General features: G+C 64.3%; 28 protein-coding genes and 3 tRNA genes. 8 read left to right on the top strand and 23 right to left on the bottom strand.

Features of this window, described 5'->3' with window-relative positions; genetic code table 11:
- Window positions 1–41 precede the first annotated feature (41 nt).
- The 3 genes from HBA99_RS19735 to HBA99_RS19745 all read left to right on the top strand — a co-directional run bounded on the left by HBA99_RS19735 (window position 42) and on the right by HBA99_RS19745 (window position 3,332).
- Complete coding sequence (locus HBA99_RS19735) at window positions 42–1,346, top strand: ABC1 kinase family protein (protein ID WP_070952064.1); 1,305 nt, start codon at window positions 42–44, stop codon at window positions 1,344–1,346.
- Between the two features lies 1 nt (window position 1,347).
- On the top strand, window positions 1,348–2,292 hold the full coding sequence (locus tag HBA99_RS19740) for an alpha/beta fold hydrolase (RefSeq protein WP_070952063.1): 945 nt from the start codon (window positions 1,348–1,350) through the stop codon (window positions 2,290–2,292).
- A 179-nt stretch (window positions 2,293–2,471) separates the two neighbouring features.
- A complete protein-coding gene (locus tag HBA99_RS19745) occupies window positions 2,472–3,332 on the top strand; it encodes a cyclopropane mycolic acid synthase family methyltransferase (RefSeq protein WP_070952062.1) in 861 nt (286 codons plus the stop codon).
- Here the strand turns inward: HBA99_RS19745 and HBA99_RS19750 are convergent.
- Together HBA99_RS19750 and HBA99_RS19755 are read right to left on the bottom strand one after the other, a co-directional pair.
- Window positions 3,311–4,756, bottom strand: coding sequence for a glycerol-3-phosphate dehydrogenase/oxidase (locus tag HBA99_RS19750; RefSeq protein ID WP_070952061.1), 1,446 nt, complete (start codon window positions 4,754–4,756; stop codon window positions 3,311–3,313). The genes HBA99_RS19745 and HBA99_RS19750 overlap by 22 nt on opposite strands.
- Window positions 4,757–4,776: 20 nt before the next feature.
- Window positions 4,777–5,376 (bottom strand): TetR/AcrR family transcriptional regulator, encoded by a 600-nt coding sequence (locus HBA99_RS19755; protein ID WP_070952060.1) that lies wholly within the window; start codon window positions 5,374–5,376, stop codon window positions 4,777–4,779.
- Between the two features lie 63 nt (window positions 5,377–5,439).
- On the opposite strand from HBA99_RS19755, the gene HBA99_RS19760 reads away from it, so the two are divergent.
- The 4 genes from HBA99_RS19760 to HBA99_RS19775 all read left to right on the top strand — a co-directional run bounded on the left by HBA99_RS19760 (window position 5,440) and on the right by HBA99_RS19775 (window position 9,963).
- A complete protein-coding gene (locus HBA99_RS19760) occupies window positions 5,440–7,032 on the top strand; it encodes an FAD-binding oxidoreductase (RefSeq protein WP_070952059.1) in 1,593 nt (530 codons plus the stop codon).
- A gap of 5 nt (window positions 7,033–7,037) precedes the next feature.
- Window positions 7,038–7,916: a diacylglycerol kinase gene (locus HBA99_RS19765; protein WP_070952446.1), complete on the top strand. Its 879-nt coding sequence runs from the start codon at window positions 7,038–7,040 to the stop codon at window positions 7,914–7,916.
- A 124-nt stretch (window positions 7,917–8,040) separates the two neighbouring features.
- A complete protein-coding gene (locus HBA99_RS19770) occupies window positions 8,041–8,739 on the top strand; it encodes a YciI family protein (RefSeq protein WP_070952058.1) in 699 nt (232 codons plus the stop codon).
- Window positions 8,740–8,745: 6 nt separating this feature from the next.
- Window positions 8,746–9,963, top strand: coding sequence for an RNA polymerase sigma factor (locus HBA99_RS19775; RefSeq protein WP_070952057.1), 1,218 nt, complete (start codon window positions 8,746–8,748; stop codon window positions 9,961–9,963).
- Here HBA99_RS19775 and HBA99_RS19780 read toward each other — a convergent pair.
- The 14 genes from HBA99_RS19780 to HBA99_RS19840 form a co-directional block, all read right to left on the bottom strand.
- Window positions 9,960–11,663 carry a sensor histidine kinase gene (locus HBA99_RS19780; RefSeq protein WP_057967428.1) on the bottom strand — a complete coding sequence of 568 codons (1,704 nt, stop codon included), beginning with the start codon at window positions 11,661–11,663 and terminating at the stop codon, window positions 9,960–9,962. The genes HBA99_RS19775 and HBA99_RS19780 overlap by 4 nt on opposite strands.
- A 44-nt stretch (window positions 11,664–11,707) precedes the next feature.
- On the bottom strand, window positions 11,708–12,358 hold the full coding sequence (locus HBA99_RS19785; protein WP_030096619.1) for a response regulator transcription factor: 651 nt from the start codon (window positions 12,356–12,358) through the stop codon (window positions 11,708–11,710).
- A 62-nt stretch (window positions 12,359–12,420) separates the two neighbouring features.
- Window positions 12,421–12,552, bottom strand: a complete 132-nt coding sequence (locus HBA99_RS24960) for a hypothetical protein (protein ID WP_256364541.1) — start codon at window positions 12,550–12,552, stop codon at window positions 12,421–12,423.
- Between the two features lie 153 nt (window positions 12,553–12,705).
- Window positions 12,706–13,416, bottom strand: coding sequence for a 50S ribosomal protein L1 (rplA, locus tag HBA99_RS19790; protein ID WP_030096618.1), 711 nt, complete (start codon window positions 13,414–13,416; stop codon window positions 12,706–12,708).
- A gap of 68 nt (window positions 13,417–13,484) precedes the next feature.
- The gene (gene rplK / locus HBA99_RS19795; protein ID WP_030096617.1) at window positions 13,485–13,913 is read right to left on the bottom strand and encodes a 50S ribosomal protein L11; all 429 of its coding nucleotides are present in this window, start codon (window positions 13,911–13,913) and stop codon (window positions 13,485–13,487) included.
- 78 nt (window positions 13,914–13,991) lie between these two features.
- Window positions 13,992–14,786 (bottom strand): transcription termination/antitermination protein NusG, encoded by a 795-nt coding sequence (nusG, locus tag HBA99_RS19800; protein ID WP_070952056.1) that lies wholly within the window; start codon window positions 14,784–14,786, stop codon window positions 13,992–13,994.
- Between the two features lie 24 nt (window positions 14,787–14,810).
- A complete protein-coding gene (secE, locus tag HBA99_RS19805; RefSeq protein ID WP_046254710.1) occupies window positions 14,811–15,221 on the bottom strand; it encodes a preprotein translocase subunit SecE in 411 nt (136 codons plus the stop codon).
- A gap of 47 nt (window positions 15,222–15,268) precedes the next feature.
- A tRNA-Trp gene (locus HBA99_RS19810) sits at window positions 15,269–15,341 on the bottom strand.
- A gap of 168 nt (window positions 15,342–15,509) precedes the next feature.
- The gene (locus tag HBA99_RS19815) at window positions 15,510–15,980 is read right to left on the bottom strand and encodes an FAS1-like dehydratase domain-containing protein (RefSeq protein WP_030096614.1); all 471 of its coding nucleotides are present in this window, start codon (window positions 15,978–15,980) and stop codon (window positions 15,510–15,512) included.
- Between the two features lie 2 nt (window positions 15,981–15,982).
- The gene (gene hadB / locus HBA99_RS19820) at window positions 15,983–16,414 is read right to left on the bottom strand and encodes a (3R)-hydroxyacyl-ACP dehydratase subunit HadB (RefSeq protein ID WP_030096613.1); all 432 of its coding nucleotides are present in this window, start codon (window positions 16,412–16,414) and stop codon (window positions 15,983–15,985) included.
- Window positions 16,414–16,884 (bottom strand): (3R)-hydroxyacyl-ACP dehydratase subunit HadA, encoded by a 471-nt coding sequence (hadA, locus tag HBA99_RS19825; RefSeq protein ID WP_057967426.1) that lies wholly within the window; start codon window positions 16,882–16,884, stop codon window positions 16,414–16,416. The genes hadB and hadA overlap by 1 nt, the downstream gene beginning before the upstream one ends.
- Window positions 16,885–16,970: 86 nt before the next feature.
- On the bottom strand, window positions 16,971–17,138 hold the full coding sequence (gene rpmG / locus HBA99_RS19830; RefSeq protein WP_030096611.1) for a 50S ribosomal protein L33: 168 nt from the start codon (window positions 17,136–17,138) through the stop codon (window positions 16,971–16,973).
- Window positions 17,139–17,177: 39 nt separating this feature from the next.
- Window positions 17,178–17,254: transfer RNA gene (locus HBA99_RS19835), tRNA-Met, on the bottom strand.
- 38 nt (window positions 17,255–17,292) lie between these two features.
- Window positions 17,293–17,365 (bottom strand) — tRNA-Thr (locus HBA99_RS19840).
- Between the two features lie 127 nt (window positions 17,366–17,492).
- Here HBA99_RS19840 and HBA99_RS19845 point away from each other — a divergent pair.
- Window positions 17,493–18,647, top strand: coding sequence for an NAD(P)/FAD-dependent oxidoreductase (locus tag HBA99_RS19845; protein ID WP_070952055.1), 1,155 nt, complete (start codon window positions 17,493–17,495; stop codon window positions 18,645–18,647).
- A gap of 16 nt (window positions 18,648–18,663) precedes the next feature.
- Here the strand turns inward: HBA99_RS19845 and HBA99_RS19850 are convergent, their stop codons facing one another.
- The 7 genes from HBA99_RS19850 to HBA99_RS19880 form a co-directional block, all read right to left on the bottom strand.
- Complete coding sequence (locus tag HBA99_RS19850; protein WP_057967509.1) at window positions 18,664–18,921, bottom strand: DUF7218 family protein; 258 nt, start codon at window positions 18,919–18,921, stop codon at window positions 18,664–18,666.
- Between the two features lie 135 nt (window positions 18,922–19,056).
- Window positions 19,057–19,290: a microaggregate-binding protein 1 gene (mbp1, locus tag HBA99_RS19855; RefSeq protein ID WP_057967424.1), complete on the bottom strand. Its 234-nt coding sequence runs from the start codon at window positions 19,288–19,290 to the stop codon at window positions 19,057–19,059.
- A gap of 141 nt (window positions 19,291–19,431) precedes the next feature.
- Window positions 19,432–19,989, bottom strand: a complete 558-nt coding sequence (locus HBA99_RS19860; RefSeq protein WP_057967423.1) for a Dps family protein — start codon at window positions 19,987–19,989, stop codon at window positions 19,432–19,434.
- Between the two features lie 123 nt (window positions 19,990–20,112).
- Window positions 20,113–20,742 carry an SAM-dependent methyltransferase gene (locus HBA99_RS19865; RefSeq protein WP_420063330.1) on the bottom strand — a complete coding sequence of 210 codons (630 nt, stop codon included), beginning with the start codon at window positions 20,740–20,742 and terminating at the stop codon, window positions 20,113–20,115.
- Window positions 20,739–21,506, bottom strand: a complete 768-nt coding sequence (locus HBA99_RS19870; protein WP_057967421.1) for a PIG-L deacetylase family protein — start codon at window positions 21,504–21,506, stop codon at window positions 20,739–20,741. The genes HBA99_RS19865 and HBA99_RS19870 overlap by 4 nt, the downstream gene beginning before the upstream one ends.
- Window positions 21,503–22,444 (bottom strand): acyl-CoA dehydrogenase family protein, encoded by a 942-nt coding sequence (locus HBA99_RS19875; protein ID WP_070952054.1) that lies wholly within the window; start codon window positions 22,442–22,444, stop codon window positions 21,503–21,505. Before HBA99_RS19875 ends, HBA99_RS19870 begins: the two co-directional genes overlap by 4 nt.
- Window positions 22,441–23,124 carry a glycosyltransferase family 2 protein gene (locus HBA99_RS19880; RefSeq protein ID WP_234798102.1) on the bottom strand — a complete coding sequence of 228 codons (684 nt, stop codon included), beginning with the start codon at window positions 23,122–23,124 and terminating at the stop codon, window positions 22,441–22,443. Before HBA99_RS19880 ends, HBA99_RS19875 begins: the two co-directional genes overlap by 4 nt.
- Window positions 23,125–23,256 lie beyond the last annotated feature (132 nt).

The raw sequence follows: 23,256 nt of genomic DNA on the forward strand, positions 1-23,256 counted from the left end.
TAGGTGAAGGCCGTGGACGTCAGGTTGCACCGCTCGGGCGCGTGGCGTTGCTCTCCGAGGCCGCGCGGCTGGGCACCACAGGCTGGCAGGTCGCCCGCACCGCAGGCCGAGTGCTGGGCAAGATCACCAAGAAGGGCAGCTTCGAGCAGAAGGTCATCGCCGAGCTTCCCCAGACCTTCTCCGATCTGGGCCCCACGTACGTCAAGCTCGGCCAGATCATCGCGTCCAGTCCGGGCGCGTTCGGCGAGCCGCTGTCCCGTGAATTCCGGGGGCTGCTCGACCGCGTCCCGCCCGCCGATTCAGCCCAGGTTCGAGAACTCATCATCTCCGAGCTCGGCGATGAACCCGAAAAGCTCTTCGCCAGCTTTGACTCCGAGCCGTTCGCATCCGCGTCGATCGCCCAGGTTCATTACGCGACACTGCATTCCGGCGAGGACGTGGTAGTCAAGATCCAACGTCCGGGGATCCGCCGCCGGGTCGCGGCCGACCTGCAGATCATGAAGCGCGGAGCGGCGCTACTGGAACTAGGCAAGGTGGGCCGGATGCTCTCCGCCCGCGACGTGGTGGACGATTTCTCCGGAAACCTTTCCGAGGAACTGGATTTCCTCGCCGAAGGCCAGGCCATGCAGACCTGGGTGGAGCACCTGCACACCTCGTCGCTCGGCAAGAACATCCGGGTACCGGACGTGCACTGGCACTACACGACATCCAAGGTGCTCACCATGGAGCGGGTGCACGGCATCCGGATCGACGACGCGCCGGCCATCCGCAAGGCGGGCTTCGACGGCACCGAGCTGGTGAAGTCGTTGTTGTTCTCGGTGTTCGAATCCGGTCTGCGTCAAGGCTTGTTCCACGGCGACCTGCATGCGGGAAATCTTCTCGTGGACCACGAGGGCCGGATCGTATTCCTGGACTTCGGCATCGTCGGATTCATCGACCCACGGACCCGCTGGCTGTTGCGCGAGCTGATTCACGCGCTACTGGTCAAGAAGGACCATCGCGCCGCGGGCAAAATCGTGGTTCTGCTGGGCGCCGTCGGCAATCCCGGCGACGCCGATAAGGGCACCCAGGACATGCGGGCCTTCGCCACTCCACTGACCATGAAATCCCTTGGGGACATGTCATATTCGGAGATCGGCAAGCAGCTGTCCGCACTCGCTGAACAATACGACGTCAAGCTTCCGCGTGAGCTGGTACTCATCGGCAAGCAATTCCTGTACGTCGAGCGGTACATGAAGCTGCTGGCGCCGCGCTGGCAGATGATGGAAGACCCCGAACTCACAGGCTACTTCGGCAACTTCATTGTCGACATCAGCCGTGAGCACAACCGCGAGGGAGACATCTGAGATGACGGCCAGCACCGCCAAGGTCGGCGATATCGAGCTGTGCTACGAGGAGTTCGGCAACCCAGCCGACCCCGCGCTGCTACTCATCATGGGCATTGGCGCGCAGATGGTGTTCTGGCGCACCGAGTTCTGCCAGCAGCTCGCCGGCCAGGGCTACCGTGTCATCCGCTTCGACAACCGGGACTGTGGCCTGTCGACCAAGCTGGACGGGGTGCGCGCCGGGGGCGGATCGCTCCTTCCCACGATGGCGAAATTCCTTGCCGGAGTGAAAATTGCCGGCACCGCGTACACCCTGGTGGACATGGCGGCCGACGCGGCCGGTCTACTCGATCATCTCGGCATCGAGCAGGCACATATCGTGGGCGCTTCGATGGGTGGCATGATCGCGCAGGTTTTCGCCGCCGAGCATCCTGATCGGACCGAGACGGTCAGCATCATCATGTCGAGCAACAACCAGCCGTTCCTGCCACCGCCCGGACCACGTCAGCTGATGGCGCTGTTGACGCCTCCGCCCGCCGGCGCCACCCGTGAGCAGATCATCGCCAATAGCGTGCAGGTGGGCCGGACCATCGGCAGTCCGAAATACCGCCAGTCCGAGGCGAAGTCATATCTACACGCTGCCGAGTACTACGACCGTAGCTACTACCCCAAGGGTTTCGCCCGGCAATTCGCCGCGATCATGGGGACCGGTAGCCTGGTGCCATTCAACAACCGAATCACCTCGCCCGCACTGGTTTTGCACGGCAGGGCCGACAAGCTGATGCGTCCTTCGGGAGCGCGCGCCATCGCTCGCGCCACCCCCGGCGCACGGTTGGCACTGATCGACGGAATGGGCCACGATCTGCCCGAACCGCTGTGGAACCGGGTCATTGCCAAGCTCACCGAGAACTTCGCCCGATCAGAGCCCGCAGAGGACGCAACGGAATCCGAGGCCGCGGACCGCTAATTAGGTCCCGTAGGGAACGATTTCGCCGGGATCAAGCTGGCTGTTAATTCTGCGCCGAATCCTTGTACCTGCTGCGGTCATGCTTTAACCTCGGCACGGGGTAACAGCCACCCCTAGATCCGATCAATCGCACGCGCGCCGTTCGGGGCACAGCGCCATCTCTCGCGAGAGGCCTTCGCATGTCCAGATTGACCCCTAAGTTCTCTGATGTACAAGCACATTACGACCTGTCTGACGACTTCTTCGCGCTGTTTCTCGACCCCAGTAGGACCTACAGCTGCGCATACTTCGAGCCCGAGAGCCTGACACTCGCGCAGGCACAGCAGGCCAAGATCGACCTCGCGCTCGGAAAACTGGGTCTAGAGCCCGGGATGACCCTGCTGGATGTCGGCTGCGGTTGGGGTTCCACCCTGAAACGCGCCCTCGAGCACTACGACGTCAATGTCATCGGCCTGACCCTCAGCAAAAACCAATTCACGCACGTCACCAAGCTTCTCGACTCCACTGAAAGTTCGCGCACGCACGAGGTTCGGTTGGCCGGGTGGGAGGAATTCGACGGCACCGTCGACCGAATCGTCAGCATCGGCGCCTTCGAGCATTTCGGCCACGAACGGTACGCCAGCTTCTTCGAGATGGCCCACCGGATACTTCCTGACGATGGAAAGATGTTGCTGCACACCATTGTCAGCTTTCACCCGGAGGAATTGAAGCGCAGGGGAGTTCCGCTACTGATGTCGCGGGTTCGATTCATGCACTTTATGCTCACCGAGATATTCCCTGGTGGCCGTTTGCCTTCCGTACCGATGGTGGACCAGCATGCCGCGCAGGCGGGCTTCCGCATTACCCGCCACCAAGCGCTGCAACTCCACTATGCGCGCACCCTGGACTGCTGGGCCGAGAACCTGGTCGCACACAAGGACGAAGCGATTTCCCTTCAATCCCAAGAGGTTTACGACAGGTACATCAAGTACCTGACAGGTTGCGCCGATGCCTTCCGGGAGGGCTGGATCGACGTAGTTCAGTTCACCTGCGAGAAGTAGGAGTCGACGAGGCCCTGAACCGCGCCGACAGCCAGTTCCTTGTCGGCGGGCACGAGCCCGATACGGGTACGACGATCGAGGACATCATCGGTGTCGAGCGCACCCTCATGAGTGAGCGCGAATTCGACTTGTTCACAGGTGATATCGACATCGTCGACCACCCGGGTACCCACGGCACCCGGCCAGTCGTCCACCACGGTCAGGTTCTGCGTCACACACTCCGAGGCCGCCAGCGGCCGGCGTTCCAGACCCGCGTCGAGGGCGTCCTCGGCCATCTTGCGATAGGTAGTCAGCTTGCCGCCCACCACGCTGACGACACCCGACTCAGATACCCGGACCGCGTGCTTACGGGACAGGTCCGCGGTCGCGGAGTCATCACCGTCGAGAAGTGGTCGCAGCCCCGCGAAGCGTCCCGCCACATCCGATTCGGACAGTGAGGTCTGCAGCACCGTATTCACGGTGTCGAGGAGGAACTGCTCCTCCGCCGCAGAGGGTTCGGCCACATCCGGTACCGGACCGGGCGCCGGCTCGTCGGTGAGCCCGAGGTATACCCGATCGTGGATGGCGGGCAGGGCGAACACGAAACGGTTGATCGTGCCGGGCACCGGAACAGTCAGGGCGGCGGCAAGTCCGCCGAAGCTCGCCGCGCGGAACACCAGGTGTGTCCCACGGCTAGGACGCAGCTTAATGTCATGATCGACTTGGCCGGCCCATACCCCGGCGGCGTTGATGACCAAACCCGCCTGTACCGCAATGGTATTGCCGGTCAGCTCGTCGCGAAGCATCGCGCCGTCGCCGGTGACCTGCTCGGCGGACACTCTGGTGAGGATGCGGGCACCCAGACCCGCCGCCGTGCGTGCGATGGACACCACCAACCGTGCATCGTCGACGAGCTGCCCGTCGAAGGCCATCAATCCACCGCGAAGTCCGTTGCGCCGCACGGTCGGGGCCCGGCGGATGACTTCACCCGCGTCGATCGCGCGCGAGCGGGGCAGCACGTCGGCCGAGGTGTGCGCGAGCTTGCGCAACCCATCCCCCGCGACGAATCCCACCCGCACCAGGGTCCGGCTGAACATGCTCACCGCCGGGTGCAGCGGAACCACCTGCGCGAGCGGGTGAATGAGGTGCGGGGCGGTACGCGTCATGAGGATGTGCCGCTCGATCGCGCTTTCCCTGGCAATACCCACCTGACCCGAAGCAAGATAGCGCAATCCGCCGTGCACCAGCTTGGAACTGAATCTGCTTGTGCCGAAGGCAAGGTCGTGCTTCTCGACCAGCGTGACACGCAGGCCGCGACTCGCCGCGTCGAGTGCCACCCCGACACCGGTGATACCACCGCCGATGACGAGGACGTCAACCGGAGCGCCACCGGCCAGCGCGGCGAGATCGGCACTGCGTCGTGTGCTGTTGAGCTGGGTTGTCATGAACTCTCCTAAGGGGCGGATCAAGCCGTGAGATATCCGTCGATGGCAGCGGCCAATTCATTCACCAGCTCATCCGGCGAGAGAATGTCGGCGACGATGCGCGCCGACTGGAGAACCGATTGGCCGATCAGCAGCACCATCGCCGCCATCTGCTCAGGGCCACCGGTGCGAATCGATCCGTCCGCCTGACCCTCGGCGATGAGCAGCGCGGTCCAGCCGATGAGTGCGCGCTGGCTGGTGCCCAACCGCCGCACGATGTAGGTCAGCAGGAGTTCGGGATCGGACCGCAGGATTGCCGCGAAAATCGAGTGCTCACGCACCTGGGTGACCAGACCTGCCACCGACTGGACCAGGCGATCGCGCGCATGCCCCTGTCCGGTCGCGGGCAGGATCGAGGCCATTTCCCGCGTCAGCAGTTCGGCGACCAGGGAGCGCACATCGGGCCAGCGCCGATACACCGACGGACGGCTGACACCGGCACGCTTGGCGACCTCCACCAGTGTGGTCCGACGCACCCCGAACTCGGTGACGCAGGACAGCGCGGCATCGAGGATGCGTTCAGTGACGGGATCCGCCGGGACCTCCGCGACCCCGGCGATGTCTGTCGTCTCGACCGTCATGTCACCTCAACCTTCACCAGAAATCTGCGTTACAACTTGTCATCGTATGTAATACTGTAACGCATGATGGAGTGGGACGCCTGGGGCGTGGCCGAAAAACGACAGACTCTCTCACCTCAGGTGAAGACGCTCTTGGCGTCTGCGCTGGGCATTCCCGAACGGGATCCGGTCAGTCGCGACGAATCGACCGTCACCCTGTCCCCCGGCTCTCTCACCCACGAGCAGTTGACCGCCCTGTCGGATCTGCTCGGCACTGAGCATGTGCGCACCGATCACGGTGCCCGGCTGCGACACTCGGGCGGCAAGAGCACCCCGGACCTGCTGCGCCGGCGCTCCACCGGCGTCCAGGAGGCGCCCGACGCCATCGTCTACCCGGCATCGCATGACGAGGTGTCCGCACTCCTCACGCTGTGCGGTGAGCAGGCCATCGCGGTCGTACCGTTCGGCGGCGGCACCAGCGTCGTCGGCGGGCTGGACCCCGAGCGCGGCGAATTCACCGCAGTCATCGCGGTGGACCTTGGGCGGATGTCCGGCCTGGTCTCCCTTGACGAGGAATCCGGAACGGCCGTGCTACTGCCCGGAACGACCGGGCCCAAGGCCGAAGAACTCCTTGGCGCCAAAGGCTTTTCGCTCGGACACTTTCCGCAGAGCTTCCGGTTCGCGAGCATCGGCGGTTTTGCCGCCACCCGCTCCTCCGGGCAGGCCTCCAGCGGATACGGGCGCTTCGACGCGATGGTGGATGCGGTCCGGATCGCCACCCCGCGCGGAGATCTGGAGCTGGGCAGGGCGCCCGCGTCGGCAGCCGGACCCGACCTACGGCAGCTCTTCCTGGGATCGGAAGGAGCCCTCGGCATCATCACCGAGGTGACGGTGCGCGTGCACCGGCTCCCCGAGGAAACCTGGTACCAGGGCTGGTCCTTCCCCTCCTTCGATGCCGGGGCCCAGGCGCTGCGCACACTGGTCCAGTCCGATGCCGCACCCACCGTGCTGCGGCTGTCCGATGAAGCCGAAAGCGGACTCAATCTCGCACTGGCCAAAGACATCGGCGGGAAGAACCCTGCCGCCGGAGTGCTGGCGATCACCACGGTCGAGGGCACCCCGGGGCATGTCGCCGCCCGCTCGGCCGAAGTGGCGGCCGTTCTCAGCGCCGCCGGTGGCACCGCCCTCGGCGACGAGCCCGGCAAGGCTTGGGATCACGGCCGTTTCGATGCACCGTACCTGCGCGATGCCCTCATCGACGCCGGCGCGGTGGTGGAGACGTTGGAGACCGCGACCTCATGGCGCAACCTCGCCACCCTGCGTATGGCGGTCACCACTGCACTCTCTGAAACACTGGGCGCCCAAGGCACCCCGCCATTGGTGTTGTGCCATATCTCGCACACCTATCGCACCGGTGCCTCGCTCTACTTCACCGTGGTGTGCGCGGCCGCCGAGGATCCGATGACCCAATGGGGCAAGGCGAAGAAGGCCGCGGGTGACGCCATCGTCGCCGCGGGTGGCACCATCACCCACCATCACGCGGTAGGGCGCGATCATCAGCCGTGGCTTGTCGATGAGGTCGGCGAGCTCGGCATCGAGATACTGCAGGCGGTGAAGCGAACCGTCGATCCGCGGGGAATTCTCAACCCCGGCAAGCTAATTCCTGTCAGCGAGTAATGCCGATGACCCACCTCACCGTCCTGACGAATCCGGCAGCCGGTCACGGCGCAGCGCAGGCAGCCGAGGCTGCCATCGCGCATCTGCGAGCGCGTGGGCTGACGGTGACGCATCACGCCGCGTCATCGGCGTCGGAATCGCACGCACTGGCCCAGGAAGCCGCCCGCACGGGCGCCCGCGGGATCGTCGCCGCGGGCGGAGACGGTCTGGTGAGCATCGCGCTGCAGGCGGTCGCGTCCACCCCGGTAGCGCTGGGCGTCATCCCCATCGGTACCGGAAATGATTGCGCCCGCATGCTGGACATCCCGCTCGGCGACCCGGTTGCCGCCGCCGACGTGATCGCGTCCGGAAACACCCGGGTGATCGACTGCGGGCGCGTGCAATACAACGGACACACAACTTGGTTTGCCACCGTGGTGGCATCGGGATTCGACTCGTTGGTCAATGATCGGGCCAACCGGATGAGCTGGCCCCGTGGCCGGCGCCGGTATGACATCGCCATGGCGTTGGAAGCGGCGAAGCTGCGGCCGCTACTGTTCCGCATCGAATTGGATGACCAGGTGATCGAGACCGATGTCACCCTGGTCGCGGTCGGAAACGGAACCTCGTATGGCGGCGGAATGCGCATCTGCCCCAATGCCATTCTGGACGACGGGTTGCTGGATGTGACCGTGGTGGCCGCAGGCGGACGGCTGCGCCTGCTGCGGCTCTCCCCCACGGTCTACAAGGGCACCCATGTCGATCTGCCCGAGGTCAGCACCTTCCGGTCGCGGCGTGTCCGGCTGTCCGCCGCCGATATCACCGCCTATGCCGACGGCGATCCGGTGGCGCCCCTGCCGATCGATATCGATGTCGTTCCCGGAGCCCTGACCGTCTTCGCCTGACCGTTGCGCCGGATCCGGAAAATTTTTTTCCCGCGAGGTGTCTGAACGGTGATGCGCGGTTCGTCAGACAGGTAGAGAGTGGATCGCAGAGTTCCGCTCACTGATACCGACGGAGGGCTCCACCATGCATTACCTCGCGCTACTCATAGGTCCCCAGCAGGAACGCACCCCCGACGAGGCTGCGCAGGAACTGACGGATTACTTGAACTTCCAGGCCAAGGCAGCGTCAGTCATCCGCGCTGGCGACGCGCTGTATCCCGAAACCGACAGCGTCCGGATCACCGGCGGACCCGATGCCCCCGTCATCACCGACGGTCCGTTCGCCGAGGGCGCCGACGTCGCGAACGGCTACTACGTATTGGAGGCGGACAATCTCGATGACGCCCTTGCCTTGGCCCGGGACATCCCGGAGGCCAAGCGCGGCGCGGTCGAAGTGTGGCCACTGGTCCACTGCTCCCAGGAATTCGGAGGACAGGGATCCACAAGCTGGCTCGCACTGCTGTTGGAGCCCGGAGAACACGCACATGTACCGGGCAGCCCCGAATGGGAGGCCGTGGCGGCCAAGCACGGGGTGTTCGGTGAGAAGGCAAGTGGGCACATCAAGATCGCGGGACCGCTGCATCCCCCGTCCACGGCCACCACGGTCCGGGTCCGCGACGGAGAGACTGTGCTCACCGACGGCCCGTACGTCGAGGGAAGTGAAATCGCGAACGGTTTCTACGTGCTCACCACCGATGACCGCGACCAAGCCATCCAGCTGGCCTCGCAGCTGCCGGCATCGGCGGTGCAGTTGCGGCAGCTCACCGGCGTCTCGGGTTTCTAACACCGGATGACCAACCTAGACGGCGTCTTTCGGCGGGAGTGGGGGCCAACGGTCGCCGCCCTCGCACGGTGGTCGGGAGACCTCACCGTCGCCGAGGACGCCGTTCAGGAAGCGTGCACTGATGCTGTGCGCACCTGGCCACGCGACGGAATACCCGACAATCCGGGCGGGTGGTTGCTCACAGCCGCACGGAATAGGGCGCGCGACCGGTTGCGACGCGAGACGCTGCGTCCGGGAAAGGAATTGGCCGCCGTGGTCGACGACATCACCGCCCGCACCGACGTCTCCGATCCCCAGTATGTGCACGATGATGAGCTGCGGATGATGTTCACCTGTGCCCATCCCGCGCTCGAGCGAGTCTCCCAGTTGGCCCTCACGCTGCGGCTGGTATCGGGGCTGACGGTCGCCGAGATCGCCCGGGCACTCCTGCACAGTGAGGCCGCGATTGGTCAGCGAATCACCCGTGCCAAGGCCAAGATTCGCACGGCGAACATTCCCCTGCGGGTGCCGCCTGCCGAGCTCCTGCCCGAACGCACCCCGCATGTACTCAGCTGCATCTATTCGGTCTTCACCGAGGGCTACTGGTCCACGGGCGGGCCGTCGGCGATTCGCGACGAGCTCTGCGACGAGGGGGTACGGCTGGCCGGTGAGCTGAGCAAGCTCATGCCGCAGGAACGAGAGGCCAATGCACTGGCCGCACTGGTACTGCTTCATGATTCACGACGACTGGTACGCATGGATCGTGACGGCGCGCTGGTGCCCCTGGACGAACAAGACCGGACCCGATGGGATAACGAGCGCATCGCCCGTGGATTGAGCCAGTTACGGCAGGCCGCCGGCTCGACCGGCCCCTATCTACCGCAGGCGGTGATCGCCGCCCTGCACGCCACCGCGCCCTCCTGGGAGGAAACCGACTGGCACACCATCTGCCAGGCCTACGACCGGCTCGCCCAGATGACGGGCTCACCAGTGGTGCTGGTGAACCGGGCGTTGGCCATCGGTCTGCGCGATACCCCCGACGCAGGACTGGCCGCGCTGGAGAAGGTAGCCCACGATCCGCGATTGGCGCGATCGAATCTGGCGGCCACCGTCCGCGCCGACCTACTTCGGCGCGCCGGACGAAACTCCGACGCCGCACAGTGGTACCGAACAGCGTTGTCCACCAATGGTTCCGACCCAGGACGTGCATTCCTGCGCCGGCGGATAGCCGAGTGCGAAGGCTAGGGCAGCGGAGCCGACCACACCAAGCGGGTACCGCCGGTGTCCATCGCCGAGACGCTGAACGTGCCACCCGATTCCGCGGCCCGATTGGCAAGCCCGCTCAGGCCGCTGCGGGCAACCACCTCCGGGATCCCGATGCCGTCATCCACCACCTGCACAACCAACTCATCGTCCACCGAAACCGTCACCGACAACTCCTTAGCGCGCGCATGCCGGACCACATTGCTCACCGCCTCACGCACCACCGCCTCGGCATCTCCCGAGGTACTCGCGGGCACGACGTCCAGGGGCCCACTCATGCGCACCGATACGCGCAAGCCGGAATCGGCCGTGAGCTCGTTGATGGTGGAACGCAATGTGGCACGCAAGGATTCGTCATTGGTGTGCAGATCGAAGATCGCGGTCCGGATCTCCTGAATCACCTCGTGCAGCTGGTCGATATGGTCGGCCAGACGAGCCGCTACCGCCGGATCCGCAGATCGCCGATGCGTGCTCTGCATCGCCAGTCCGACGGCGAACAACCGCTGAATGACGTGGTCGTGCAGGTCACGGGCAATACGATCGCGGTCGGCCAGCACATCGAGTTCGTGTTTGGCCAGGCGGACCTCGGCTTGTTCCAGCGCCAGCGCAGCCTGCCCTGCGAAGGAGGCCGCCATGTCGAGCTGCTCCTCGTCAAAGGCCACCGAGCTGACGGTGCGCAGCAGAATCAACACACCCGCCGTCGACTCCCCGCCGCCGAGGGGCAGGACCAGCGCCGGCCCAAACGCCAGGTCGGTACCTTCGGTGAGGTCAACCGCGAGCCGGCCTACATTCCTTGGCTCGTGATCAACGAAGGTGCTGCCCGAGGTCGAACCGTCGATAGGGATCACCTTCTCGCACAGCACCTCTGCACCCTCCCCGATACACACCGACACCACCAGCTCGACGACGTCGTCACTCGCGCCGACGGGGAGTGCGATGAACGCGAAGTCTGCCTCGGCGAGCAGAGCGGCATTGGCGGCCACCAGGTGCAGCGCCTTGCCCGGTTCCGCACCGCCGAGCAGCTCGGCGGTGATGTGGGCGGTGGCGCGCTGCCATTGCTCACGGCGGCGCGCGTGCTGATAGAGGCGGGCGTTCTCGATGGCGATCCCCGCCGCCCCGGCGAGCGCGCGCACCACCACCTCGTCATCCTCGGTGAACTCCTGCCCGTCGAGCTTCTCGGTGAGGTAGAGCCGACCGAATATCTCACCGCGCACCTGCACGGGCACACCCAGAAAGGTCCTCATGGGCGGATGGTTCGCCGGGAACCCGACCGAGGCCGGGTGCGCCGCGATATCCCGCAGGCGCAGCGGCTTGGCCTCGTCGATCACCACGCCGAGCACACCGTGACCGGTGGGCAGCGGTCCGATCAGCTCGCGGGTCGCCTCGTCGATGCCCTCGTAGACGAACTCGGCAAGTTTCTCGTCCGATCCCACCACGCCGAGGGCACCGTACCGGGCACTGACGAGCTCCGATGCCGCGCAGACGATTTCCCGCAGGGTCGCGTCCAGCTCCAGCCCCGAGCTGACGGCCATGACGGCATCGAGGAGGGCATCCATGCGCCCACGCGTGCCATCGACTATCTGCTCGATTCGCCCCTGCACTTCAGCGAGCAATTCACGCAGCTGCAAGTGGGCAAGCTCGGCCGTCACCCGATTGGGTTGCGCACCAACATCCTCGACCACAGTTCAACTCTCGCACACCTTGCTCCCCGGTGAACACGAACCCGTCAGCCGTGCAGGCCCTGGTTGTCACGTGCGAGCTTGGTGGCCAGCACGGCAACCTGCGTGCGGCGTTCAAGGTCCAGTTTGGTGAGCAGACGTGAGACGTAATTCTTGACCGTCTTCTCCGCCAAGAACATTCGTTCCGCGATCTGACGGTTCGTGAGCCCCTCCCCGATCAGTTCCAACAACGTGCGCTCCTGCGCGGTGAGCCCGGCCAACGGCGACGGGTTGTCCGCCGCCGCCCGCAGCTTGTTCATCAACGCGGCGGCGGCCCGGTTGTCCAGCAGCGAGCGCCCCGCGCCCACGGTGCGGACCGCGGAGATCAACTCCATCCCCTTGATGTCCTTGATGACGTAGCCGCCGGCGCCCGCCATGATCGCGTCGAGCATGGCGTGTTCGTCGGTGAATGAGGTCAGCATCAGACAGTTGAGATTCGGCAGCTTGGAACGCAACTCGCGACACAGCTCGACGCCGTTGCCGTCGGGAAGGCGAATGTCCAGCACTGCGATGTCTGGTTGAAGTGCCGGGATGCGTGCCATCGCCTCGGCCACCGAAGACGCCTGCCCGATTACCGAGAAGTCCTCTTCCTCTTCGAGCAGGTCAGCCAGACCGCGGCGTACCACCTCATGGTCGTCGACCAGGAACACCGTGATCATGTCCGTTTCCCTTCCACCCGCTGCACCCAGTGTGGCACCGGCGACGGAATCCAGCAGCGGCATCATCGCAGTCCACCCACGTAGAGATCGCCGATGTTCTTGTCGCTGTGCGATATCGCGTCCAGCAGATGACGGGCCGACACCAGCGTCCCGACGCTCGCGCTGTCCTGAAGTGGGATAGAGCGCACCGACATGGCATTCCTTCCCGTCGTACCCGTTGTTTCACGGTAGGACGCCAAGGATCTGGACCGCTACGGTCTTTGGTCCCTACTCACGACAAAACCCCCGTTTCCTCCCTCGGCACGAAGGGGAAACGGGGGTTTTGTGCAGCTAATGCGCGTGGGAGGCTACTGGACCTCGAGGAAGTTCCGGGTCACGCTCGGATCGACCTGGATGCCGGGGCCCGTCGTGGTGGTGACCACAACCTTCTTCAGGTAGCGACCCTTGGCCGACGACGGCTTGGCACGCAGGATCTCATCCAGCACCGCACCGTAGTTCTCCGCCAGCTTCTCGGCATCGAACGAGGCCTTGCCGATGATCAGGTGAAGGTTGGAGTGCTTGTCGACGCGGAAGTTGATCTTTCCGCCCTTGATGTCGGTGACGGCCTTGGCTACGTCCGGGGTCACGGTGCCGGTCTTGGGGTTCGGCATCAAACCGCGCGGGCCCAGGACACGAGCGATGCGGCCGACCTTGGCCATCTGGTCCGGGGTGGCGATGGCGGCGTCGAAATCCACCCAGCCGCCCTGAATCCGCTCGATCAGGTCGTCGCTACCGACAACGTCGGCGCCGGCGGCGGCAGCCGCTTCGGCCTTGTCGCCCACCGCGAAGACGATGACGCGAGCGGTCTTACCGGTACCGTGCGGAAGGTTCACGGTGCCGCGGACCATCTGGTCAGCCTTGCGGGGGTCGACGCCGAGGCGCATCGCGACCTCAACAGTGGCGTCGTACTTCTTGGACGAGGTCTCCTTGGCCAGCTTTGCGGCTTCCAGAGGGCTGTACAGCTTCTCGCGGTCCACCTTCTCGGCGGCCTCGCGATATGCCTTGCTGTTCTTGCTCATTGGTATCCAATCAATTGTTGGTCGTGGTCGTGCAGGCCGAAGCGGGCCTTACCACTGGTGGTTCGGTGCTATTCGACGGTGATGCCCATCGAGCGCGCGGTGCCGGCAATGATCTTGGCGGCGGCGTCGATGTCGTTGGCGTTGAGGTCTTCCTTCTTCGTCTCGGCGATCTCGCGCACCTGATCCCACGTCACCTTGGCGACCTTGGTCTTGTGCGGCTCACCGGAACCCTTGGGCACACCGGCGGCCTTCAACAGCAGCTTGGCGGCGGGAGGGGTCTTGAGTGCGAAGGTGAAGCTGCGATCCTCGTAGACACTGATCTCCACGGGGATGACGTTTCCGCGCTGCGAATCCGTCGCGGCGTTGTACGCCTTGCAGAACTCCATGATGTTGACGCCGTGCTGACCGAGCGCGGGACCGACCGGAGGCGCGGGGTTGGCTTCGCCGGCCTTGATCTGCAGCTTGATCAGCCCGACGACCTTTTTCTTCGGGGCCATTGGGGTCTTCCTACTTTCCTTCCGTACCCGCACGTTTTCGTACGGGCTCTGCGAACCGGCATGCGGTCCGAAGTCTTTTTAGAGCTTCTCCACCTGGGTGAAGTTGAGCTCGACCGGGGTCTCGCGGCCGAAGATGGACACCAGCACCTTGAGACGCTGCTGTTCGGCGTTGACCTCGCTGATGCTGGCGGGCAGCGTCGCGAACGGGCCGTCGGTGACGGTGACCGACTCGCCGACCTCGAAGTCGACCTCGATGACCGGACGCTCCAGGCCACCGGTCTCGGCGGCAGCGGCTGCGGTCTCGGTCGCCGAGCCCTTGGCAGGCTTCTTGGCGGGAGTCTGCGGCAGCAGGAACTTCACCACGTCATCGAGGGCCAGCGGCGACGGACGCGAGGTGGCGCCGACAAAACCGGTGACACCCGGGGTGTTGCGGACAGCACCCCAAGATTCGTCGTTCAGTTCCATCCGGACCAGGATGTAGCCGGGCAGCACCTTGCGGTTGACCTGCTTACGCTGGCCGTTCTTGATCTCGGTGACCTCTTCGGTGGGCACCTCGATCTGGAAGATGTAGTCGCCGACGTCCAGGTTCTGCACACGGGTCTGCAGGTTCGCCTTGACCTTGTTCTCGTAACCGGCGTACGAGTGAACGACGTACCATTCGCCCGGCTCGCGGCGCAGCTGAGCCTTCAACGTGACGGCCGGGTCAGCGTCCTCATCGGCCTCAGCCTCGGCAACCGGCGCATCCGAAGACGACTCGGTCGGCTCCTGAGCCGTCGCCTCGGTCTCGGTGCTCTCGTCGACCACGTCGACCGATACGGCGGTATCAGCGGTGTCTTCTGGCTCGCTCGCAGCGTCGCCATCGAAGGTCGTCACCGTTTGTCCTCTCTCGTCTCTCTACTACCCGAACACCAGCATGACCAGCCGGGCCAGGCCCAGGTCGATCACACCGATCAGGGTGACCATGAACACCAGGAAGACCAGCACCACCGAGGTGTAGCTGACCATCTGCTTGCGGTTCGGCCAGATGACCTTGCGCAGCTCGGCCACAACCTGCTTGAGGAACACCCAAAGCTGGACGAGCGGATTGCGCGAAGGTCCCGTCTTGTCCTTCTTGGCGGCCGGTTTCCGACTGTTCTTCGCAGCCTTCTTCTTGACCTCACCGGTCTCGGAGCCACCGGATTCGGTGAGCTCCGTAGCCGCGGTCGAGACGTCAGCACGGCGGGTCCGCTTACCCGTCGGGCGAAGCGGCTTGGTCGAGGTGACGGCCCGGTCGCTGTCGACTCCGGACTCGTCTAGCTCGTCGCTCATGCCCTTCCGTACCTCTCTGTTTCCCTAGTGCTTACTCCAGGGTGTTGCAGGGGTGACAGGACTTGAACCTGCAACCTGCGGTTTTGGAGACCGCTGCTCTGCCAGTTGAGCTACACCCCTATGGCTGGCATGCCAACCTGGTGGCCAGGGCCTCACACAACACACGCGCCTCCCGAGTACCCGACAGGCGCGTTGTGGTGGGAAAACCCCGAATCTCGAGTGTACCCCGAGGCCATCCCCAGACTGAAATTGCCCACCGATCTGCGCGCAGACGGGTGGGGCCCTTTCTCAGAGGAGCTTGATATCGGCCATCCGGTCCGAGTCACGGCCCATCAGGGTGGTGAAGGCCTCCATGACCAGCTCGCCATTCTGATCGCGCACGATGTTGCGGGTGGTCACGATGTCCACGCCGAAGGCCTCCTTGTGGGAGTCGACCTGGAAGTCGCACGACAACTCATCACCCTCGGTGATGGGCTTGTGATACACGAACTTCTGCTCCGAATGCACGATCTGCATGGTGTCCATGCCGACGTCATAGGTGCGGAAGAATTCCTTCTGCACCAGCAGCGCCATCACCGCCGGGAAGGCCAGGGGCGCGATGAGGCCGTCATGTCCGAGCTCGGCCGCCGCGCTCGGGTCGAGGCTGGCCGGATCCACAGCCTTGACCGACTGTGCGAACTCGCGGATCTTCTCCCGCCCCACCACGTAGGTCCTGGAGTACTTATGCGTCATTCCGACGATATCGAGTTGGAGCGCCATGACTACGCCAGCGTCGCAGTCGCGATAGCGCGCCCGAAGATCTTCTTGCCGTTGGTGGTGGCGGTCAGCGCGATGGTGACCGACTTGGTGTCCTCGTCGACCGACTTCACCCGACCGTTGAAGACGATCTCCGCGCCCACACCGTCATTAGGAACAGTGACAAAGCTGGTGAAACGCACGTTGTACTCGGTCACCGCCGCCGGGTCGCCGATCCACTCGGTGACGTAACCGCCACCCAGGCCCATGGTCAGCATGCCGTGCGCGATGGCGCCGTCCTCGAGTCCCACCAGCTTGGCGGTCTCGTCGTCCCAGTGGATGGGGTTGAGGTCGCCGGAAACACCGGCGTAGTTCACAAGATCCTGCCGGGTCAGCGGAATCATCTTCTCCGGCAGCTGATCTCCCACGCTGACCGAACTGAATTCACGCAATGCCATCAGTTGAACCCGCCTTCTTCTCCGTCTTCTGCAGTGCGCCCGGCAAGAGTCGTGATCAGCTCCTGCACCAGCTCACCCTTGTCATTGGTGATGAGGCTCTTGGTGACGATGATGTCGGCACCGAACGAGCGCCGGATCGAGTCGAGGTACACGTCGCAAGACAGCTTGTCTCCGGCAGTGATCGGGCGCAGGATTCTGAGCTCCTGGTCGACCTGGACGATCTTCTCGTCCCTGATCCCGATGTTCGCATGCTCGAAGAAGGCCGCCTGAGCGGTATATCCGAAGATGCAGAGGAAGGTCGGCGTAGCGACCAACGAGCCGTAGCCAAGAGCCGCAGCGGCGGCCTCTTCGTGATGAGCGGGGTGGTCGCTCTTCACCGCGTCGGCGTGCTCGCGAATCTTCTCCCGCTCGACCACATAGTGATCGGGGTATCGGTAGTGAGTTCCGACAAGATCTTGCGATAAAGCCACGGGGCGGAACCTACCTACTGATGTTGATCGATACCAAGTAAGGCTTGCCTATTCGTGTCGCGTTTCAGCGACACGAGAACCACCGGCTAGCGCGACTCTTTGTGAGGCTGGTGCGATCCGCAGTTCGGGCAGAACTTCTTCAGTTCCAGCCGGTCAGGGTCGTTACGCCGGTTCTTCTTGGTGATGTAGTTACGGTGCTTGCACGTCTCACATGCCAAGGTGACCTTGGGCCGGACGTCTGTGCTGGAGGCCACTGCAGTTGCCCTCTTTCGTTCGTTGTCTCTATGTTCGGGTGGTAGCGGTGGGGAGGCTCGATCTCCCGACCTCACGATTATGAGTCGTGCGCTCTAACCAGCTGAGCTACACCGCCCCGCAGACAGAGCCGGCGTTTCCGCCTGCCGTCTACCGAGCCCCCTAACGGAATCGAACCGTTGACCTTTTCCTTACCATGGAAACGCTCTACCGACTGAGCTAAGGGGGCATAAAGCCCTCACGAGGGTACCCGTTGACGTCGGCGGAACCAAAACGGCTCTACCGGGGCACAGACCCGTCTACTTTCGGTCGCGCATCACCCGTGTGAGAGACACCAATGCGGGTATCCGGGGGCCATGAGTGAACCAGGCCTGATCATCGCCGGTAGTGGCCCGGCAGGCGTCGCGGCAGCGGAGTCATTCCGCGAGCACAACGCGAGCGCACCGGTGCAGATACTCACCGCAGACCCCGACTCCCCCTATGAACGTCCGCCGCTGAGCAAGCAGTATCTGCGGAGACAGACAGATGACGTCATCCTGCATCCCCCGTCTTGGTACGACGAGCGCGCAATCGAACTCATCAGCAGTACAGCGATAGACCGCATCGACGTCGATGACCGTGCTGTGTACGCGGGCGAGCAGCGCTATGACTTCCGCAGCCTCATCCTTGCGCCCGGCGCGGCACCCTCCCCCTTGTCCGTACCGGGTGGGCACCACGCTCTGCTGCTGCGCTCATTGACCGACGCCACCGTGCTGCGGGACGTAGCGGACACCGCTGACGCCGCGGTCGTTGTCGGCGCCGGGTTCATCGGCTGCGAAGCCGCGGCATCCCTGTCGCTACGCGGTGTGTCGGTGACTTTGGTTGCACCCGAATCCCTTCCTCAAGAAACGCGGCTTGGCAGAGAGGCCGGCGAGCGCCTGCGCGACCTGGTGACCGCGGCAGGGGTGCATTACATCGGCGGGGTGGAGGTCGAGGAAATCACCGGGAAGGGCGTAAGGCTCAACACTGGTGTCACCGTCGCTGGCGATCTCACTCTTGCCGCCACGGGTGTCACACCACAAAGCCGCCTCGCCGCTAAAGCCGGTATACGGGTGGAGGATTCGCGAATCGTCGTCGGCGCCGACATGCGCACGTCCGCGAGCGGAGTCTACGCCGCCGGAGATGTCGCCCGTGCATGGAACGCCATCGCCGGGCGATATCTGACAGTGGAACACTGGCAGGACGCGATCGACCAGGGCTCGGTTGCGGGAGCCTCCGCTGCGGGCCATGAGGCTATCTGGGATGCGGTACGGGGGTTTTGGACCACCATTGGCGAGGCCACGGTGAAGTACCACGCCTGGGGCGACGGCTACGAAGATAGCCGGATGATCAGTAGCACCGAGGGATTCACCGTTTGGTACGAAGCCAACGCTGCGACGGTCGCGGTGCTTACCTATAACGCTGACGATGATTACGAACTCGGCAGACAACTCATCGCCGAGGGTAGGCCCGCACCCACGGCCGCCCGGTGATTTCACCGCCCGCGGCTCAATGGTTGCGCAGCTTGCCAATCAGTTCGCTCTTGGCCAGCCGCGAATAGCCCGACAATCCAAGTTCCTTGGCGCGCTTGCGAAGCTCGACCACGGTCCAGTCATCGTAGGAACCCGACTTACCGCCCTTGCGCCCTACCGCGGAGCTTCCACGGGCAGCGGCCGAATTGGAGATCCTTGCCGACTTTTCCTTGGAATCACCTTGTTTCCGTAGTTCCTTGTACATTTTCTCGTTCTTGATCGACGAGTTCGGCACAACATTCACCTCCGTAGTAGAACCATGTCCGGTAGGCGATTCCCCCTCACCAGAAGTCCTAAACCTGCGCCCGGGAACGTAAACCAGTCAGCGGCCCGTCCCCCGCACTGGGGACGGGCCGCTGTCGATCGGTAGCTACCGCTGGGCCTTTTCGCGCGCCTCATTTGCGTCCGCGGCTTTACGCGCGGCTTCGGCCTCCGCTTCCTTCTTCGCGGCCTCACGCTGGGAATCAGCCTTGTCCTGCTGCGCCTGGCCTTCCCGCTTGAGGTCGTCGCGGCCCGTTACCGCACCGGCGACTTCCTTGATCTTGCCCTTTGCGCCCTCAACGACGCCCTCGATACCTTCTTCGGGACCACTCTTGTCAGACATACATTTCCTTTCCTCTTGTCACCACGTAGGCACGCGGCAGTCGGTACTCACCACCCCTACTTGCGGGCTTCCCATATCCAGTGCCCTTAAACCACAAGGGAAGTAACCTTCACCACATGCGGGCCATACGGGCCGCGCCCGTCACTTGACCGGCGCCTTCTTCTTGGCCTGAGCCGCAGCCTTCTTCTCGGTGCTCGCGTCTCCACCGGCTAACTGACCACCGGAGTTCTCCAGGTGCGCCCGCACGAACCACTGGAACTTCTCGAGTTCGCCGGCGTGGCCAATCAGCAGATCCTGCGACACGAGGTCCAGATCGTCGAGCGTCTTGATTGCGGTGCGGATGTCCGCGATCACGCCGTCGTATACCAAGTTCAGCGCCGCCAAATGAGCCTGCACTGTGTCGCGGCCGACCGAATAGTCGTCCCAGGTACGGTCTTTCAGGATGGCGCCGGGCGTGCCTTGCGGGGACCGGCCCAACGCGGCGATACGCTCGGCGACTTCATCGGCGTAGCCACGCACCAGCTCGACCTGCGGATCCAGCATCTCGTGTACCCCGATGAAGTTGGGGCCCACTACATTCCAGTGCACATGTTTCAGCGTGAGATGCAGGTCGTTGTAGGTGCTGAGCTGTGTTTGCAGCAGATCGGCGATCTTCCTACCCTGCGCATCGGAAAGCCCAGGGATGGTGAACGTGGTCATATTCAGCTCCTTCGCTATGTGGCGTCAGAACAGGACTACCCACCGGATGCCAGAACCAAACAGGCCCCTCTCCCGATCTTTCTCGCCGAGAACCGCGATCCGGCGCAACAGCATCAATAGCAACTACGAGCCCGCTCCGGGCACCCCGGTCGCGGCCGCGACCGACGGCCCCTGGCCAACTACGAACACGTCGATGGCGACATCGTCGTCACGGTAACCGGCGCCCTGGTACAGCCCGGCCGTTGCACCGATCAGCCGATTTGCCTCGTCGCCCGTCAACGGATACTCGGTCACCGCATGTCGCCAATGCGCGGCCAGAACCGTCGTTCCTTCCGGCATCTGCCCTAGCTCACGGTCCAGCACGTCACGCAACAGGGCAGCATCGAGGTAGTAGGCAACCTCTGACAAAACCACTAGATCGAAATCTTCTGCAGGCCAACTTGAATCCAACGACTGCCGATGAAAGCTCACCCGATCCGACAGCCCACACCGAGTGATACGCGCACGCGCGGATTCGAGCGCCGAATCCACTAGGTCAATCGCGGTGACCCGTTCGCAACGTGCCGCCAACTGCTCGGTGAGCACCCCCACGGAGCATCCGGGTTCGAAGACATGGCGATAGCGCAGCCGGGGCAGCATCGCCATGGTGATCGCGTACTTCCTCTGTTCATACCAACGCTGTGCGAGCTGCCACGGGTCGTCGGATATGGCGTACATCTCGTCGAAGAAGGTGTCCGGTACCCGCCCCATCAGCGGAACACCGCCTCACCAAGGGTGAGGAGCCGATCGACGACGTGCGACGGCAGTATCGCCTCCGCACCCGGCCACCGAGGACGCAGCTGTGTCTGGAAAACATTGGCAGCCTGCCGCTTTAAGCCGCATGCTGCACGGTCACGAGGTGTCGTGCACATTCGGTGCCATGGCACCGCGTTATCACCCGGCACGGCCCAATGCCACATCCAGACCGGGTACTCCAGCAGTAGCGCACCGGTGCGGCCCGCGGCGGTGGCAGACGCGCGCCCGACGGCCTCGTGGTCCGGATGACCATCGCCACGCCACGTAGCAGCACACCAGGCCCCAGGCGGCGCGGCATCGAGAATCTCGGCGAGGAGGCCGCCCATTTCCTCTTCCCTCTCGGAAATCGCACCATCGGCCAGACCGAGCCTCACCGGAGGATCAAGACCAAGAATATTTGTAGCGCAAAGTAATTCGGCATGGCGATCCCGTTCCAGCCAACAGCGTTCGGTGGGCGATAGATCCGGATACGCGCCGCCGCCATCGCTCACCGACACCACGACGACGTCGACTCCCCGTGCGCGCAACATGGCTGCCGTGCAGCCGAATCCCAAGGTCTCGTCGTCGGGGTGCGGCGCGACCAAGACCAGGAACGGGCACTCGTCCAGATCCAGGATCGGAAACTCACGCGGCCACGCGAGCCACTCCGCAAGGGACGTACCGCCGGCCGAAATCGGCCGTTCGGCAAGCCGCTCGCAGTTACCGGCGTTGGCGACACTCATCTGGACACCGCCCTGCCCAGGGCCGCGAGATCCCGCTCGGCATGGCTCTGCCGGACGTACATGGTGAGATCGGCAACGTGCTGGGCATGCCTGGCATCGAGCGCCAATGGCCCGGGCCCCAACGCACGGCCGGTGCGCACGATCGCCTGGTCCACAGCATGCTCCACAACAGCCCTGACGCGGCGTGCGATGAGTTCGGTACGTTCACTGTGAGGTTCGGCGTCGACGTAGGCGGCGGCCGTCATGAGAATGGCCTCTGCCGCGGCGAGCGCGGCATCCACCGCACCGAGGTGAGCTTGTGCATGGGGATCACCAGAAGACCCGCGATGCGCCTCAGCCACGGCCCGGTAGAGGGGTGCGGCCACACCGCGTGCCCCGCCGAGCCAGCAGGCCGCCACACCCATGGCTCCGTGCCAGAAGCCCGGCCGGTCCAGATACTGGCCAGGCCTTCCCACGGGTATGCCGATTGCGCCACTCAGTTGCACTGAACGCGTATCGCTTTCGCGCATGCCCGCGTTCTGCCAAATCTGCGGCAGCACGGTCGCCTCCGGCTGGCTCATGTCAACGGCATAGAGTCCCCGCGCGTTGTCCTCTCGCCGGGCGGTGATGAGGGCGTGGGTGCATGAACCAGCACCCGAACACCAAGTCTTCGTTCCATCCAGCACGCAGTCACCGTCCCGCTGTGCGACGGTGACCATCGTGTTCGGCGCCTCGGCCGCCCACACGCCCCACAGCTGTTCCGGGCCGGGAACAGGGCCGTCGAGCTCACACAGGATCGCCGTGGCATCGCAGTGCGCTTCGGCAAGCCGTCCCGCGGTCACGTCGTGTTGAGTCAGCGCGGCAAGCTTCCACCACCGCGCGGCGGTATGTCCGGCTCCCGGCATCGGGAGTGCCAGCTCACCGGCGCGCAGCCACCGGCGCACGAGATCGGCCGTCATCCCGCGCCTTCGCGGCGTGAGAAGGACCGCAGGTACGCCGCGAATCCCTCGGGAGCTCTTCCCGCGCGACGGGCTGAAGTCTCGACCGATAGCGCCTCATCACGGTGTATCCGGTAGTTCCTCAGTTCGAATCGCCGGGCAAGATCGACATCCTCCCCGCTGCCGATCGGCGCGAATCCGCCTTCTTTCCAATACTTGTCGGCGCGAAAACCCATGTTCGCACCGTGTACATGTCCATGGCCGTCCGGCTTGCGCTTCGCGCGGTACGCATTCAGATAGCGGCGCACCACACCCGCCGGTGTCTGCCGCCAGTTCTCGACGCGAACAACGCCGAGCACCATGTCCGCGCCCGAATTCGTCTGGCGCACAAGCCAATCGGCATCAACCCGGCTGTCGGCATCGGTGGTGGCGTACCACACCCGATGCTGCGCCGAAGCCGCTACTGCGCACACCGTCCGCGCATACTCGAAGCCTGCCGCTCTGGCCGCCCCGACATTACGGGCCTGGACCTCAATGAAATGCACATCGGATCCGTACTTCCCCGCCAAACGTATGCTTTGGTCATCGCAGTCGTCCAGAACGACGACCGTCAGGGTCGGCGCCGGGAAACACGCCGCTGCAGTGACCACGGCGCTCAGGCAGCTCGGCAGATTGTCGACTTCATTGTGCGCGGGCACCACCACGACCGCCCGCTCGTATGCCGCAGCGCGACGCGGCCGTTCGCCCCGACCCGAATGACTCAGTGGAACGGTCACCGACACAGCCGGTCCTGAAATGCGATGGTCGACATTACTTCTCCTCATAGGCTGGAT

This window comes from Mycobacteroides chelonae (assembly GCF_016767715.1).
GTDB classification, from domain to species: domain Bacteria; phylum Actinomycetota; class Actinomycetes; order Mycobacteriales; family Mycobacteriaceae; genus Mycobacterium; species Mycobacterium gwanakae.

Excerpts from the sequence above, each read along its gene's own strand:
- HBA99_RS19740 (WP_070952063.1), top strand. The coding sequence starts at position 1,348 with ATGACGGCCAGCACCGCCAAGGTCGGCGATATCGAGCTGTGCTACGAG.
- HBA99_RS19745 (WP_070952062.1), top strand. The coding sequence starts at position 2,472 with ATGTCCAGATTGACCCCTAAGTTCTCTGATGTACAAGCACATTACGAC.
- HBA99_RS19750 (WP_070952061.1), bottom strand. The coding sequence starts at position 4,756 with ATGACAACCCAGCTCAACAGCACACGACGCAGTGCCGATCTCGCCGCG.
- HBA99_RS19755 (WP_070952060.1), bottom strand. The coding sequence starts at position 5,376 with ATGACGGTCGAGACGACAGACATCGCCGGGGTCGCGGAGGTCCCGGCG.
- HBA99_RS19760 (WP_070952059.1), top strand. The coding sequence starts at position 5,440 with ATGATGGAGTGGGACGCCTGGGGCGTGGCCGAAAAACGACAGACTCTC.
- HBA99_RS19765 (WP_070952446.1), top strand. The coding sequence starts at position 7,038 with ATGACCCACCTCACCGTCCTGACGAATCCGGCAGCCGGTCACGGCGCA.
- HBA99_RS19770 (WP_070952058.1), top strand. The coding sequence starts at position 8,041 with ATGCATTACCTCGCGCTACTCATAGGTCCCCAGCAGGAACGCACCCCC.
- HBA99_RS19775 (WP_070952057.1), top strand. The coding sequence starts at position 8,746 with ATGACCAACCTAGACGGCGTCTTTCGGCGGGAGTGGGGGCCAACGGTC.
- HBA99_RS19785 (WP_030096619.1), bottom strand. The coding sequence starts at position 12,358 with ATGATCACGGTGTTCCTGGTCGACGACCATGAGGTGGTACGCCGCGGT.
- HBA99_RS24960 (WP_256364541.1), bottom strand. The coding sequence starts at position 12,552 with ATGTCGGTGCGCTCTATCCCACTTCAGGACAGCGCGAGCGTCGGGACG.
- rplA (WP_030096618.1), bottom strand. The coding sequence starts at position 13,416 with ATGAGCAAGAACAGCAAGGCATATCGCGAGGCCGCCGAGAAGGTGGAC.
- rplK (WP_030096617.1), bottom strand. The coding sequence starts at position 13,913 with ATGGCCCCGAAGAAAAAGGTCGTCGGGCTGATCAAGCTGCAGATCAAG.
- secE (WP_046254710.1), bottom strand. The coding sequence starts at position 15,221 with ATGAGCGACGAGCTAGACGAGTCCGGAGTCGACAGCGACCGGGCCGTC.
- HBA99_RS19815 (WP_030096614.1), bottom strand. The coding sequence starts at position 15,980 with ATGGCGCTCCAACTCGATATCGTCGGAATGACGCATAAGTACTCCAGG.
- hadB (WP_030096613.1), bottom strand. The coding sequence starts at position 16,414 with ATGGCATTGCGTGAATTCAGTTCGGTCAGCGTGGGAGATCAGCTGCCG.
- HBA99_RS19845 (WP_070952055.1), top strand. The coding sequence starts at position 17,493 with ATGAGTGAACCAGGCCTGATCATCGCCGGTAGTGGCCCGGCAGGCGTC.
- mbp1 (WP_057967424.1), bottom strand. The coding sequence starts at position 19,290 with ATGTCTGACAAGAGTGGTCCCGAAGAAGGTATCGAGGGCGTCGTTGAG.
- HBA99_RS19860 (WP_057967423.1), bottom strand. The coding sequence starts at position 19,989 with ATGACCACGTTCACCATCCCTGGGCTTTCCGATGCGCAGGGTAGGAAG.
- HBA99_RS19870 (WP_057967421.1), bottom strand. The coding sequence starts at position 21,506 with ATGAGTGTCGCCAACGCCGGTAACTGCGAGCGGCTTGCCGAACGGCCG.
- HBA99_RS19875 (WP_070952054.1), bottom strand. The coding sequence starts at position 22,444 with ATGACGGCCGATCTCGTGCGCCGGTGGCTGCGCGCCGGTGAGCTGGCA.